Source organism: Bacillus sp. FJAT-27225, from assembly GCF_001685025.1.
In the GTDB taxonomy this organism is placed as follows: Bacteria; Bacillota; Bacilli; order Bacillales; family Cytobacillaceae; genus Bacillus_D.
Genome location: NZ_MAYU01000012.1, coordinates 852,060 through 866,881, shown reverse-complemented (window position 1 = coordinate 866,881; position 14,822 = coordinate 852,060). Strand labels below are relative to the sequence as shown.

Genomic DNA, 14,822 nt, shown 5'->3' with positions numbered 1-14,822 from the left:
TCTACCTTGGCACTAATCATTCGCTGGGTCATCCACGTTGATGGCTGGATTTGGAGATGAGAATCGTTCAGTTCATTACAAGAAACCGTTTTGTATACCAAGTATATCTCCTCACCTCAATGGCTAAGATGGGTGGTAGTTGATGGAAAAACTGGCATGCATGATGCATGCGGTATGCCGAGGTGGGAAATGGAAGCGGAAGTAAAGAATAAAGTTAGCACGAGCCTTGAGGCGAATGTTACTTTTTTAAAAAGAGAGCTTGGAGTGGGAGACAGTTTTGACGTCATTCACCTGGATGTCGAGTACTCCGGGAAAAAGATGAGTTTGTTCATGATTGATGGCCTTATAAAGGATGACATGCTGCATCTGCTTCAAAAATTCATGGCGAACCTGAAGCAGAATGAGCTCCAATCCTCAACCATTAAAAAAATGATGCAGTCCTATATCCCGTATGTTGAGCTCGATTCGACTGATGACCTTGATAAGGCTGTCGACATGGTATTGGCAGGGCCAACTGCTCTCGTCATTGACGGCGAATCGGAAATTATTTTGATTGATGCACGTACATATCCGGTCAGGGGTCCTGAAGAGCCCGATACAGAACGGGTTGTCCGCGGCTCGCGTGATGGATTCGTTGAGACGATTGTATTCAATACAGCACTGATTAGAAGAAGGGTGCGCGATCGGACGCTGCGAATGAAGTATCTGCAGGTGGGACGCCGTTCAAAGACTGACATGGTCATTTGCTATATTGACGACATTGCCGATCACGATTTAGTAAAAAAGCTCGAGGATAGGCTTTCGAAAATTGATACGGATGGGCTGCCGATGGCGGAGAAGACTGTCGAGGAGTTCATTACCGGAAGCAAGTGGAACCCGTTCCCGGCGGTCCGGTATACAGAGCGGCCCGATACATTAGCGGCCCATCTGTATGAAGGGCATGTTTGCCTGATTGTCGACGGGTCACCGAGCGCGATGATTGCGCCGACGTCCTACTGGCACCATTTACAGCATGCGGAGGAGTACCGGAACAAGCCGCTTGTCGGTGCTTACTTAAGGCTGGTGCGATTTCTAGCGGTTTGGGCATCCTTGTTTCTGCTGCCGCTCTGGTACCTTCTGGCAATCGACCCAAGCCTGGTACCGAAAAGTATGGATTTTATCGGTCCGAACGACCCTGGAAAAATTCCGTTGTTCCTGCAATTTCTGCTGATTGAAGTCGGGATTGATATGCTGCGGATGGCCGCCATTCATACACCGACATCGCTGGCCACCGCACTTGGCCTAGTGGCTGCGCTGATGATTGGCCAGGTGGCTGTCGAGGTGGGATTGCTCACAAATGAAGTCATCCTTTATTTGGCGCTTGCTGCAATCGGAACCTTTTCGACCCCCAGCTATGAGCTGAGCCTTGCCAATCGGCTTGTCCGCTTATTTTTGCTCATTTCCACAGCTTTGTTCCACACGCTTGGATTGGTTGTCGGCTTCGCACTCGTGGTGATTTATCTTTCCAGGATGAAAAGCTTTGGGGTTCCGTATATGTGGCCGTTCATACCCTTTAATTTTAAGGGGTTCAAGGATATTTTGCTCAGATCACCGATTCCGCTTCAACCCAAGCGGCCTGAAATCTTAAAGCCAAAAGATCCTGACCGGTAAATCGGGTTTTAGGTTATTTGTGAGGAGGACTTTAGAGGCGTTGCTAGCTCCACTTTAGTGCTAGTAGCGATCTGTGCAGTAATTAGTTGTACTCAGGTGCCTCTCGTTATGAAAATAGGAAGGCAGTCATATTCAAGCCTGTTCAGTTATATAATTCGTAATGGCAACCTTGCTTTGCCAGCCAGGGGGGAGGGACAGCATCCGTGTTGTCTCTCCCTTTTATTATTTTCAGCTTCGAAGCTTCTGAACGTTCACTAAAAGCCCTCGATTTTAATGTACATATTGATAGAATGTCGGCCGGATTTGCTCATCTCGGACTTCAACAATATATTGCTTGTACACATAGTCCTTGCCGCCATATGCATCGTACCAGGAATTGACCTGCTGCAGATGATCCTCGTCTTCGCGGATTGTCGCTTCTATTTCCAGGAACGATTCGAAATTATCATATTCCCAGATTGAGAAGATTTCAGTTGTCTCGGCATCAATCGGGACCATCCAGCGGCCTGTCAGCCGGGCACCATAATGGAGCCTTTTCAAAAACGAATAGTCATTGAATAACGTATTTAGGGAATCAACAAAGTCATTTTTAACAATATAGGATTTCCTGCGGTAAAACATTGGAAACGCCACTTCTCCTTTAATAGTTCATTAACTTCCATTTTGTTTGTCGTAATAGAATTGAAATAGTTTCATATTTTTGGGAATTTTTATTGAAAAAGCACCCTCATTGATATAGGGGTGCTGGAACGTACATTTAAATTGATTGCAGCGGCTTAATCCATGTTAAATAGGCTTACTTGCTTTTACTAGATTGTTTGAAAATCTATTGGTAGATGGTCGGATTTACTAGTAACTGATTTAAATTTACGGGAAAACTTGAAAAATTTACGGGAAACTGCTTTGAATTTACGGGAAAATTTGAAAAATTACGGGAAATTACTTTGAATTTACGGATAGCGGCTTCAAATTTTCGGGAAGAGTATAAACTGGCAACCTCGCCGCAAGTTCACCTTGGCACTTCACTCTCAAATACAAGCAACCTACATTTCTTCTTCTACAAACGGAAACATGAGCACTTTTTTTGATTTGCAAAACTGAATAATTGGGGCACCGTTTAACGGAACAGGGCTCATCGTATTGACGCCGACATCAGCAGATGCTGTTGACACATCCCATGGCAAGTGGTGGATATCGCCGCGCAGCACCTTCCCGTTCCGTGTTGTGAACAAGCAATACCGTTCAACCAGCCAGTGTTCAAGCGATCCAGGACCGCACAAGGCAGGCTCTGTTTCAGGCTTGTAAATAGCTTTGAATTCCCCGAATCCATCCTCGGCAGACAATCTTTTGTTTGTGAAAATAAAAGCATCCTCAGCCTGTTTGAATTCCATATCGGCATTTTTATAAGGAAGCGCAAGCAGCCCATTTGCAGCCAATACTGCGGGCGCCAAATTGGCATCAAGTGAAAAGAAATAGACGCCGCCTTTTCCGCCATGCTTTACGTATGTCCTCACATTCAATTCAAGGTATTCATTTAAAAGCGGAATTTCCGGTAATATCCTGAAGCGCTGGTGCTTGACCTGAAAAGGCGAAATCGTCAGCCAGGCCTGGCCTTCCCATGTGTCCAATTCAAGCTGTTCGGGAACATGCGCCCTCAATTGGTCAGCGGGAATCGGCCAATGCAAGAACAGCAAATTCTCCCATGTCTGGGTCATCATCCAAGGCAAATCCGGCAGCGGATAAGGCCTGTGCGCTGTTACTTTCACTATATCTTCCAAAAATATACCTCCATTCAGCATGGTTTTCCCGCATTTAGGGTCAGTACGCCTTATTCAGAGGGAACTGTCCTTAAATGTCCGATCAGTAGAAGGTACCACTGATGGAAGTTTCACCTTACCTACCCTTTACTCATCTTCCGCCAAGCCGAAACCAGTAAATCTGCATATATGCATTGTAATCGATTTTCATGTATGATAAATACGTGAAAGCGAATAAAATGGCGGAGGAATTAAGTGATAACAAAAGACCAGGCCCTTTATGAATACCTACTGTCTCATTCCTCGGATATGACCGATGAATGGCTTAGCCGGAGGAGTAAGGAAACAGGATCGCTATACTCGAGTGATGCAGCACCGGAATTAGTCCTGAAGCTCCGCGAGCAAAATAAACAATTCAATACTACTATTTCGAAAGTTTTTATAGAGGAAGAAGAGCCCTACAAGGAAGGCCTGATTCCATGGACAAAGATGGTTGCTGAAGACCGCGTCAATTCGGGTGTCCCGCTGCATCTTATCTTGAAGCAATTCGGAATTTTCCGGGGTGTTTTTTTGGATTTTATCGAAAAGTTCGCTGTTGAAAATCAAAACCTTGAAATTCAGCAAGGAGATATTTTCCGGTGGTTAAAAAAAATTAATATAGCTTTTGATAGAGTGATTGAACTATTTTCAGACCATTATCATGAAGTTAATGATAACCTTCTATCTGAACAGGAAAATATTATTCTGGAACTAAGTGCTCCGATTATACCGATTGCCGGTAGCATCGGCGTCATGCCGCTTATCGGCAAAATAGATGTTGAGCGGGCTCGTGCCATTATCGAATCGGTCCTGACCCAGAGCTCAAGAATGCGGATTACTCAGTTGTATATCGACTTGTCAGGTGTACCTGAAATGGATGCTGTTGCCTCTTGTGAGTTGTCCAAGGTGATTAAAGGACTCAATTTGCTTGGCGTCAAAACGATTTTGTCCGGCATGCGGCCGGAAGTGGCTCAGTCTGCGATTTTGGAAGAAATTACGTTTAGGGATACACAGATTGAACCAAACCTTGGTGCCGCTCTGGCGAAAGTAAAATGGTACTAAAAATGTGTTCAATTAACGGCACATGGACTGGAACTCCTCAAACGAGCCAATTTCTGCCGTGGGGAGCCACTAAGGACGATAAGCGCCAAAGCTAAAGAAGATTCGATTCTTAGGAAAGCGAAGTGGAAAAGGTGATTAAATATGTAGCCGCACTCTTCTTGCCTGGGCTGACAGTTCTCCTGTTTTCCCGCGTTACCTACAGCCGGGTTATTGGCCTTGTCCTGACAGTTGCCCTGATTGCAGCCTCTGTTTATAAAGGCTACACCGACAGCTGGGGGCTGATTGTTGTCGACGCCTTCTCGCTGACAGTGGGTTTTTGGGCAGCCTCATACCTTAAGCCGAAATTGTCCGGCAAGCAAACATAATCCCGTGTGGAACTCTCCCTCGGGTTTTTTGTTGCCAAAAAAGTTGGCTAACATACATTTTAAGGCGGTTGAACGTCCGCCAATTGCTGGGAAAAGCTATTTCTGTGCGGAAGCGCATAGTAAGCTCGCCATGTGTCTGGAACCCTCATCCTGCAAGGTTTGGAAAACCAGTATCAAAAACCGTTCCATTGCAGGTTGTTTCCTTAATTAGGCAAAAAAACTCGAAACCAATCGAATATTTGTTCGTATATTATTGGTTACTTTTATACAGTTTGTGGTAGAATGGTTAATATAAGTTTTGGGAACAATGCCGGGATTGTAAATTCGGGCATCCTTTTAGTTGCCTTTCCCTGCTATGCCGGGGAAAGATTTTTCAACAAACGAGAACCGTCCCCCTTTGCGGGGTTTCACTTTGACTATTGGAGGGCAGGAATGTGAAAAAATTTGAGCTAGTGTCCAAGTATTCGCCACAGGGAGACCAACCGAAAGCCATTGAAAAGCTGGTGGACGGAATTTATAAAGGCAAGCGTGTCCAGACACTGCTCGGGGCGACTGGTACCGGCAAGACGTTCACGGTTTCCAATGTCATAAAAGAAGTGAACAAGCCGACGCTTGTCATTGCCCATAACAAGACGCTTGCCGGACAGCTCTACAGTGAATTCAAGGAATTTTTTCCGAACAACGCTGTTGAATACTTTGTCAGTTACTACGATTATTATCAGCCAGAGGCCTATGTGCCCTCGACAGATACATTTATAGAAAAAGATGCGAGCATCAACGACGAGATTGACAAGCTGCGCCACTCGGCGACATCTGCTTTGTTCGAGCGCAAGGATGTCATCATCATTGCATCCGTTTCTTGCATCTACGGCCTCGGTTCTCCTGAGGAGTATGGTGAGATGGTACTCAGCCTCAGGACCGGGATGGAAATTGAACGGAACAAGCTTCTCCGCAGGCTGGTTGATATCCAGTATGCGAGGAATGATATTGACTTTAAGCGCGGGACATTCAGGGTTCGCGGCGATGTTATCGAGATATTCCCGGTATCGCGCGATGAGCACTGTGTCCGGGTGGAATTTTTCGGAGATGAGATTGACCGTATCCGTGAAGTGGATGCATTGACCGGAGAAATACTCGGTGAACGAAACCACATCGCCATCTTCCCGGCTTCCCACTTCGTAACCCGTGAAGAAAAGCTTCGCCTCGCCATTCAAAACATTGAGGCCGAGCTTGAGGAACGGTTGGAAGAACTGAGATCTGAAGAGAAGCTGCTCGAAGCACAAAGGCTTGAACAACGGACAAGGTATGACCTTGAAATGATGAGGGAAATGGGCTTTTGCTCGGGAATCGAGAACTACTCCCGCCACCTGACGCTTAGGCCGCCGGGCTCAACTCCTTATACTCTTCTTGATTACTTCCCGGATGATTTCCTGCTTGTTATAGACGAGTCGCATGTTACGCTGCCGCAAATCAGGGGTATGTTTAATGGAGACAAGGCGAGGAAACAGGTGCTTGTTGACCATGGCTTCCGCCTGCCGTCCGCGCTGGATAACCGCCCGCTCATGTTTGAGGAATTCGAGAAGCATATCAGGCAGATGATCAACGTTTCCGCAACACCTGGGCCATATGAAATCGAACATACGCCGGAGATGGTCGAGCAGATCATCCGTCCGACTGGCCTGTTGGATCCGACAATCGATGTCCGCCCAATCGAAGGCCAGATTGACGACTTGATTGCTGAAATCAATGAGCGTGTCGCCCGGAATGAGCGTGTCCTGATTACAACACTAACGAAAAAAATGTCCGAGGACCTGACTGATTACCTGAAGGAAATCGGCATTAAGGTTAATTACCTGCATTCCGAAATCAAGACGCTTGAGCGGATAGAAATCATTCGCGAACTTCGGCTTGGGAAATACGATGTCCTAGTCGGTATTAACCTCCTAAGGGAAGGACTCGATATTCCTGAAGTATCGCTGATTGGAATTCTTGATGCCGACAAGGAAGGCTTCCTCCGTTCCGAACGCTCGCTGATTCAGACGATTGGACGCGCGGCAAGGAATTCGAATGGACATGTCATTATGTATGCGGATAAAATAACCAACTCGATGCAGATTGCAATTGAGGAAACAAAGCGCCGCCGCGCCATTCAGGAGGAATACAACGAGAAACACGGAATTACGCCGACAACGATCCAAAAAGATATCCGCGAGGCAATCCGTGCCACCCAGGCGGCAGAAGAAACCGAGGAGTACTCAGCAACAGCCTCGCTAGCCAAGCTGGCCAAGAAAGATCGTGAGCGCGTAATCGCTCAAATGGAAAAAGAAATGAAGGAAGCTGCAAAGGCGCTTAACTTTGAGCGCGCAGCCGAGCTTCGTGATTTGATATTAGAGTTAAAAGCGGAAGGATGACAGAAGAATGGCATTGGATAAACTTGTCGTAAAAGGCGCCAGGGCCCATAATTTGAAAAATATCGATGTCACCATTCCGAGAGACAAGCTTGTCGTAGTGACTGGGCTTTCCGGTTCCGGAAAGTCCTCGCTTGCATTCGATACCATTTATGCCGAAGGGCAGCGCAGGTATGTCGAATCGCTGTCCGCCTATGCAAGGATGTTCCTCGGCCAGATGGATAAACCCGATGTTGATTCAATTGAAGGCCTTTCGCCGGCTATCTCGATTGACCAGAAGACCACAAGCCGCAACCCGCGGTCAACTGTTGGAACGGTCACTGAAATTTATGATTATTTAAGGCTTCTTTTTGCCAGGGTCGGCCGGCCGGTTTGCCCCGAGCACGGAATCGAAATTTCCTCGCAGACGATCGAACAAATGGTTGACCGGATTATGGAATACCCGGAACGGACTAAAATGCAAATTCTTGCCCCTGTCGTTGCGGGCCGGAAGGGGATGCAGGTTCAGGTTCTTGAGGATATCAAGAAGCAGGGTTTTGTGCGGGTCCGTATTGACGGGGAAATGGTAGACCTAAGTGAAGAGATTTCGCTTGAAAAAAATAAAAAACACTCAATTGATGTTGTCGTCGACCGTGTCGTCGTCAAAGAAGGAATCGCGGCAAGGCTGGCGGATTCCCTTGAAACTGCCCTCCGGCTTGGCAGCGGGAAGGCGGTTGTCGATGTCATTGGAGAGGAAGAGCTCCTGTTCAGTGAGCATCATGCCTGCCCGATTTGCGGATTTTCAATCGGCGAGCTTGAGCCAAGGATGTTCTCGTTCAACAGCCCGTTTGGTGCCTGCCCTGAGTGTGACGGCCTTGGTTCCAAAACCGAAGTCGATCCGGACCTCGTAATCCCTAACAAGGACTTGACCTTGAACCAGAATGCAATAGCGCCTTGGGAATCGGTTTCGTCCCAATACTATCCTTCACTTTTGAAGGCAGTCTGCAACCATTACGGCATTGATATGGATGTCCCGGTCAAGGATCTTCCCAAGAACCAGTTGGATCGGATTCTGAACGGTGCGAAAAATGATAAGATTTATTTTAAGTATAAAAATGACTGGGGACAGGTTAAGGAAGGCTATATCGTTTTTGAAGGCGTCCTGCGAAATGTGGAGCGGCGCTATAAAGATACTAGCTCGGACTGGATTCGCGAGCAGATGGAAAAATACATGGGCCAGCAAGCCTGCCCTACGTGTAAAGGCTATAGGCTGAAAAGGGAAACCCTTGCTGTCAAGGTTTCAGGACAGCACATCGGTGAAGTGACGGAGTATTCCGTCGCTGAGGCTTTGGATTTCTTTTCTTCACTTAGCCTGACCGAGAAGGAATTGCAGATTGCCAGACTGCTGATGAGGGAAATCGGCGAACGCCTGGGCTTTTTGAAAAATGTCGGCCTTGATTACTTGACGCTTAACCGTGCGGCCGGAACATTATCCGGAGGTGAAGCGCAGCGGATCAGGCTTGCGACCCAGATTGGCTCGCGCCTGACTGGCGTTCTTTACATTCTGGACGAGCCGTCGATCGGCCTCCATCAGCGTGACAACGACTTGTTGATTGGCACCCTGCAAAGCATGAGGGACATTGGCAATACACTCATTGTTGTTGAACACGATGAGGATACGATGCTTGCTGCCGACTACTTGATTGATATCGGTCCAGGAGCAGGTGCGCACGGCGGCGAGATTGTTGCTATCGGTAAACCTGAAGAGGTCATGAACAATCCCGCCTCCTTAACAGGCCAATACCTTTCTGGTAAAAAGTTCATTCCGCTGCCGGTCGAAAGACGCAAGCCTGATGGGCGCTATCTGGAGATCAATGGCGCTACGGAAAATAACCTGAAGAACATAAGCGTCAAGTTCCCACTCGGTGTTTTCCAGGCAGTAACAGGTGTTTCCGGCTCAGGGAAAAGTACACTTGTGAATGAAATCCTGCATAAATCGCTTGCTCAGAAGCTTCACCGTGCAAAAACAAAGCCAGGGGCATTCAAGAGCATCAAGGGAATTGACCACCTCGATAAGGTCATTGATATTGACCAGTCGCCAATCGGACGGACACCTCGTTCCAATCCGGCCACCTACACTGGAGTCTTCGATGATATCCGCGATTTGTTCGCCTCTACTAATGAAGCGAAGGTGCGCGGCTATCAGAAGGGACGTTTCTCTTTTAACGTTAAGGGAGGCCGCTGTGAAGCATGTAAGGGCGACGGAATTATAAAAATTGAGATGCACTTCCTGCCGGACGTATACGTCCCTTGCGAGGTTTGCCATGGGAAACGATACAATCGTGAAACACTAGAGGTAAAATACAAAGGCAAAAGCATTGCTGACATCCTTGGTATGACAGTTGCCGATGCTGTAGAATTTTTCTCGAATCATCCGAAGATCAGCCGCAAGCTGCAGACAATTGCCGATGTTGGCCTTGGCTATGTCACGCTTGGCCAGCCGGCGACAACCCTGTCCGGCGGTGAAGCCCAAAGGGTGAAGCTCGCATCAGAATTGCACAGGCGTTCGAACGGGAAAACGATGTATATCCTTGATGAACCGACAACCGGGCTTCACGCGGATGACATTTCACGCCTGCTCGATGTCCTGCAGCGTCTCGTCGAGAATGGAGATACGGTGTTGGTGATTGAGCACAACCTAGATGTCATCAAGACTGCCGACTACCTCATCGACCTCGGGCCTGAAGGCGGAGACAAAGGCGGTACGATTGTGGCGACCGGTACACCTGAACAAGTTGCGGAGATTCCAGAATCGCATACAGGCCGCTACCTGAAGCCCGTCCTTGAACGTGACCGCGACCGGATGCGCATGCAAATCGAAGCAACCGAAAAACAAGCTGCTGAAACGAAATAAGAGTGAAGATAAACAGGACCGCACTGGATCAGTGCGGTCCTGTTTTTTGGAGATCAGTAACTTCGAACCGGACTTTATTGCTACTCTCGAAAGGGTTATAGCAGTTTTTCACTAGCCCGACATGTCCAAATGTATATGTAGTCAAGCCTTCAAGTTCCTGTCCTGAGGACGGACCAGTGCTCAGCGAAGAGAGATTCATCCTATAAAAACAATTAAGAGACGGACCAGTGTTCAGTGAAGANGACCAGTGCTCAGTGAAGGGAGATTCGTCGCATAAAAACAATTTAAGAGACGGACCAGTGCTCAGTGAAGAGAGATTCGTCCCATAAAAACTATTAAGGACGGATCAGTGCTCAGTGAAGAGAGATTCGTCCCATAAAAACGATTTAAGAGACGGACCAGTATTCAGCGAAGAGAGATTCGTCCCATAAATACAATTTAAGGGACGGACCAGTATTCAGCGAAGAGAGATTCGTCCCATAAATACAACTTAAGAGACGGACCAGTGCTCATTGAAGGGAGATTCGTCCCACAAAAACAATTTAAGAGACTGACCAGTATTCAGTGAAAAGAGATTCGTCCCATAAAAACAATTTAAGAGACGGACCAGTGCTCAGCGAAGAGAGATTCGTCGTACAAAAACAATTAAGAGACGGACCAGTGTTCAGTGAAGAGAGATTCGTCCCATAAATACAATTTAAGGGACGGACCAGTATTCAGCGAAGAGAGATTCGTCCCATAAATACAACTTAAGAGACGGACCAGTGCTCATTGAAGGGAGATTCGTCCCACAAAAACAATTTAAGAGACTGACCAGTATTCAGTGAAAAGAGATTCGTCCCATAAAAACAATTTAAGAGACGGACCAGTGCTCAGCGAAGAGAGATTCGTCGTACAAAAACAATTAAGAGCCGGACCAGTGTTCAGTGAAAAGAGATTCGTCCCATAAATACAATTTAAGGGACGGACCAGTATTCAGCGAAGAGAGATTCGTCCCATAAATACAACTTAAGAGACGGACCAGTATTCAGTGAAGAGAGATTCATCCCATAAAAACAATTTAAGAGACGGACCAGTGTTCATCGAAGAGGGATTCGTCGCATAAAAACATTTTAAATTGTACCCAAATTGAAAAAATTCTGACAAAATTGTAAAATAAATGTAATAGAGATAGAAACGAGTTTGGATAAGGGGGAAGGCAAATTGAATATTGTTAATCTGGTCTTGCGCCAGGGAGCGTTATGGGTTGTGGCGACAATCCTTTTTTTGACGCTGTTATTTTTGCCAAGAACAGCGGTCTATACGGAAGGGCGTGCAGGTTCATATGAAGGGGCACGCTATGAGTATTCCTTCAAGGAACATGTACAACAGTTCAAGGGTTTCTTTACATATATAAAAGAAAATAAAGGGCTTGGCGATGTTATGGATGGGTACTCGATGACCACAAACATTGTCCGGACTTTTAACAAAAGCATGAAGATTGCTTTGCCTGCCCTTGTCATCGGCCTCTTTGTCGGAGTTGCTAAGGGGATATTTGATTACCGGTCTCGTAATAGAAAAGCTCGTTTCCTTGGCGAACCGACGACGCGGGTCTTTTTGTCGATTCCAGATTTGTTCTTGATTATTATGACTCAAATCGCCATTATGACTGCCTATGAATGGGGAGTTATGCCATACATGAGGGTATTTGGCGATTCTATGAGTGTGATAATCTTGAATATCATTTTCCTCTCAATCTACCCGGTATTCTATATTGCCAATATCACCTATTCGAGCATCCGCGATGAACAGGGCCGCGATTATATCGTCACAGCCTTTTCAAAGGGGACACCCCCTATTCAGGTGCTTTATCGGCATGTTTTAAAAAACTGTTACCCCAAAATTCTCAGCCATACGAACACCATCACACTTTATACTCTTTCAAACTTGTTCATTGTTGAGTATTTAACCAATTACCGGGGTGCCGCCTTCTTCTTTCTCGAAACTGTAGCCTCGCCCGATGTGTTTGCAGTTGGCCAGCCAAACTCTATCAACGTTTTTGGTGCAGCCGGCTACATCATCCTCTTTACAGGAGTTATTTTTCTATCAAAACTGGCAACAGGGGTCGGGAAAAATATGGTCTCTCCGCTGGAGAGGGGCTGATGGAGATGAAATGGAATTGGAGGCTTTGGACAGGTGCATTTTTTCTGCTGCTAGTCGTGCTTGTTGCGGTTTTTGGCCCGTATTTTCCATTTGTGGACACCGAGCTTAAGCCGTTGGGGGTAATTCGGACGGACGAGGGGAAATTTGTCTTGCCGCCTTTTCCGCCAATGGAAGGCTATCCGCTTGGCAGTGACCATAAAGGCCTGGATATTCTCAGCCTAATTATCCTGGGGGCGGGGGAGACGCTTTTGGTTGTACTTGCTGTTGTGGTTGCCAGATATGTGTTTGCAATCCCGCTTGCGGTCGCAGCTTTTTATTCAACGTTCATGGAAGGCTTTATGCATGCCTGGCAGCAGCTGTTTTCATTCATGCCCCCGATTTTCTTTGTTTCATTTTTCTCAGGCTTGCCAATTATCTTTTTTTCAGAAATCAGGCCGGTTTGGATTGTACTTGTGCTTGCCTTAATTGAAGGTGGAAGGGTAGCGGAAATCATCCATGAGCACATGAGGCAAACCGAAAAACGCCCATATATCGAGGCTGGCATCGTCTCAGGCTGCTCACCTTTTAAAATGTTCAGGAATTATTATCTTCCTGTCGTCATACCAAATATTATTGTGCTGGTAATCAATGACATCGGCAGGGTGCTTTTCCTGATTTCGCAGCTTGGTATCATCCATATTTTCATCAACCATACCTTCATCGTTCAGGAAAACGGTTTTCTGTATGATGTCGTCAATACATCGCTGGCTTGGCCAACATTGTTTATGACGATACTCGATGATGTCCGAATTTACAGATGGATTCCGTTTTCGGCAATAGCCGCGATCGGATTGACAATCCTGTTTTTAAATCTGTTTGCCGGCGGGCTTCAGCGCTATTTTGAAAATAAACACAGACTTGTTAGAAATGATTTATAACGTTTGAAGTGAAACCTTTGGGCTTTCGCCACGTACATTAAGTTTAGAGGAGTGATCCACATGGATACACAAAGAATACTTTCGGCGCTTAGTTATTTCAGCATCTTCTTTGCGGCTTTCCTGCTGCCATGCGTTATTTATTTTGTTGCTGACAATGAAGTGACGAAAAGCCATGCGAAACGGGCATTTCTATCCCATCTCATTCCGCTCGCTGGCATACCATTCATCATCATGCTTGCCATGTTTGCCGCTGCCACAGAACCAGGAGCTGGAATGGCGTTCGCAATTCTAGGCTTCATTGTGTATGGGATCCTTACAGTGGGTATAACAATTTGGAACGTCGTCATGGGAATTAAAGTACTTCAAGATCCGGCACATACGTATCATATGTAAAAAAATAGAACAATGTAAGAATGGAAAGGGGAGTTTTTTGTGAAGGAAGAACGGAAACGAATTCTTGATATGGTTGAAAGAGGCAGCCTGTCCGCATCGGAAGCAATCACGCTTCTGGAGGAACTCGAAAAGTCATCCAAATCGGCGGGGCAAAAGGAACAGGAAATCATGAACGACCTTTCGGTTGTTGTTGACCAAAGCTCGGAAAAGAAATCTTCCTCCTCATACGGGCAATACAAAAATAATTCGGCAAAGGATAAGCTGTTTGATTTAGTAGACACCGTGATTAAAAAAGTTAGAGAACTCGATTTGGATTTGAATTTCGGCCAGTCAGTGGAAATCTCACATATTTTTCAGCACAACGCAGTCAACGTTACGGATATTGACATTAGCATCGCCAACGGTTCGGTGAAACTTGTCCCAACCGACCAGGAGGATGTCCGGATTGAGTGCGAGGCGAAGGTGTACAGAGCCGATAATCAGGATGAAGCTCGGAAGGCGTTGCTCGACTCTGTTATTTTCATAGTCGAAGGCAGCAAGCTAAAGTTCCTTGCCAATGAAAAATGGATGAAGCTTGATGCAGTCCTATATGTTCCGGATGCCGCCTATGAAAAAATCCGCGCCAAACTGTTCAACGGCCCTGTAACAGGTGAGAACCTGCGAGTCGAGGATTTAAAGGCAAAAACCGGGAACGGAAAAATCTCCTTCAAGGGAGTATCGGGTGAAAAGCTTGAAGCCGAAACCGCAAATGGACATATAAAGCTAAAACGGTGTGCGGTTGAAAGAGTGGATGCGGAAACGATTAACGGCGGCATTAAGCTGGCCGGCCCATTCGCAAAAGCTGACCTGAGGACATTCAACGGAGGCATCGAGTGTGAAGTGCAGGGCGACTGTGACTTCCTTTCCGCCAAAGCCGTAACCGGAGGCATTGAAATCTATGTGCCTGCCGAGCTGCCAGTTGATGGGGAGTTGAGATCCAATCTGGGAGGTTTCCAGGTTGACCTTGACAGAATCCAGCTGCTTGAGGAAAAAAGTGAAATGATCCAGAAACTCCTTCGTTTTAAAACAATCCAGGAACAAGAACGCGTCTCAAGGATTGTCGCTGAAACAAAAACTGGTGGAATCTCTGTCCGCAAGGCAACTGTTTATAAAAAGGATGATCAAGAATAATAGTGTATTTTTTCAAGCAGTCTCAT

General features: G+C 46.5%; 11 protein-coding genes. 9 read left to right on the top strand and 2 right to left on the bottom strand.

The window, feature by feature from the left end; translation table 11 throughout:
- The first annotated feature begins 174 nt into the window (after positions 1-174).
- Complete coding sequence (locus tag A8F94_RS11545) at positions 175-1,650, top strand: spore germination protein (RefSeq protein ID WP_139070075.1); 1,476 nt, start codon at positions 175-177, stop codon at positions 1,648-1,650.
- Positions 1,651-1,920: 270 nt separating this feature from the next.
- Here A8F94_RS11545 and A8F94_RS11540 read toward each other — a convergent pair whose 3' ends face one another.
- Both A8F94_RS11540 and A8F94_RS11535 read right to left on the bottom strand, forming a co-directional pair.
- A complete protein-coding gene (locus tag A8F94_RS11540; protein ID WP_066199993.1) occupies positions 1,921-2,271 on the bottom strand; it encodes an NIPSNAP family protein in 351 nt (116 codons plus the stop codon).
- Between the two features lie 422 nt (positions 2,272-2,693).
- Positions 2,694-3,428 (bottom strand): YqjF family protein, encoded by a 735-nt coding sequence (locus A8F94_RS11535; protein ID WP_175384401.1) that lies wholly within the window; start codon positions 3,426-3,428, stop codon positions 2,694-2,696.
- 234 nt (positions 3,429-3,662) lie between these two features.
- Here A8F94_RS11535 and A8F94_RS11530 point away from each other — a divergent pair, with 234 nt between their 5' ends.
- The 8 genes from A8F94_RS11530 (at position 3,663) to A8F94_RS11495 (ending at position 14,796) form a co-directional block, all read left to right on the top strand.
- Positions 3,663-4,508, top strand: coding sequence for an STAS domain-containing protein (locus A8F94_RS11530; protein WP_077247668.1), 846 nt, complete (start codon positions 3,663-3,665; stop codon positions 4,506-4,508).
- Between the two features lie 131 nt (positions 4,509-4,639).
- Positions 4,640-4,873: a CsbA family protein gene (locus A8F94_RS11525; protein WP_066200507.1), complete on the top strand. Its 234-nt coding sequence runs from the start codon at positions 4,640-4,642 to the stop codon at positions 4,871-4,873.
- Between the two features lie 434 nt (positions 4,874-5,307).
- Complete coding sequence (uvrB, locus tag A8F94_RS11520; protein ID WP_066199988.1) at positions 5,308-7,284, top strand: excinuclease ABC subunit UvrB; 1,977 nt, start codon at positions 5,308-5,310, stop codon at positions 7,282-7,284.
- Between the two features lie 7 nt (positions 7,285-7,291).
- Complete coding sequence (uvrA, locus tag A8F94_RS11515) at positions 7,292-10,174, top strand: excinuclease ABC subunit UvrA (protein WP_066199985.1); 2,883 nt, start codon at positions 7,292-7,294, stop codon at positions 10,172-10,174.
- A gap of 1,203 nt (positions 10,175-11,377) precedes the next feature.
- The gene (locus A8F94_RS11510) at positions 11,378-12,316 is read left to right on the top strand and encodes an ABC transporter permease subunit (RefSeq protein ID WP_066199983.1); all 939 of its coding nucleotides are present in this window, start codon (positions 11,378-11,380) and stop codon (positions 12,314-12,316) included.
- Positions 12,316-13,233, top strand: coding sequence for an ABC transporter permease subunit (locus tag A8F94_RS11505; protein WP_077247667.1), 918 nt, complete (start codon positions 12,316-12,318; stop codon positions 13,231-13,233). The genes A8F94_RS11510 and A8F94_RS11505 overlap by 1 nt, the downstream gene beginning before the upstream one ends.
- Before the next feature lie 60 nt (positions 13,234-13,293).
- Complete coding sequence (locus A8F94_RS11500) at positions 13,294-13,626, top strand: DUF4870 domain-containing protein (protein WP_066199978.1); 333 nt, start codon at positions 13,294-13,296, stop codon at positions 13,624-13,626.
- Between the two features lie 39 nt (positions 13,627-13,665).
- Positions 13,666-14,796 (top strand): DUF4097 family beta strand repeat-containing protein, encoded by a 1,131-nt coding sequence (locus tag A8F94_RS11495; RefSeq protein WP_066199975.1) that lies wholly within the window; start codon positions 13,666-13,668, stop codon positions 14,794-14,796.
- The last annotated feature ends 26 nt before the right edge of the window (positions 14,797-14,822 follow it).